Below are 331 nucleotides of genomic sequence, written 5' to 3' on the forward strand. Positions count from 1 at the left end.
CGGGTTCGGATGTCCACTGCGTGCAGATGAATTCGTACGGTGTCAGACCCTGCAGGGCTTTGAGCCTGCGACCGTCGTTGCAGGCGTCGATGAAGTTGGCCAAATGCTGTTGCAGGTGTGCGTGATCGTTGTAGTGGAAGCGTTTGACAGTTGCTTCTTTGATCGTCCGATTCATCCGCTCAACCTGCCCGTTGGTCCAGGGGTGCTTGACCTTGGTCAAGCGGTGTTCGATGCCGTGCTCCTCGCAGACACGAGTGAAGAGATGCGCACAGGCATATCGGTCGGAACTGCGGTTGGTGAACTGGATGCCGTTATCCGTCAGAACCGTCTG

At 56.8% G+C, this 331-nt stretch carries 1 protein-coding gene; it reads right to left on the minus strand.

Annotation, left to right across the window (positions count from 1 at the left end; translation table 11 throughout):
• A partial coding sequence (locus tag XpopCFBP1817_RS21335) for an integrase core domain-containing protein (RefSeq protein ID WP_146090219.1) occupies positions 1–331 on the minus strand: 331 nt, incomplete at both ends.

It is taken from the genome of Xanthomonas populi, assembly GCF_002940065.1.
Classification (GTDB): Bacteria; Pseudomonadota; Gammaproteobacteria; order Xanthomonadales; family Xanthomonadaceae; genus Xanthomonas; species Xanthomonas populi.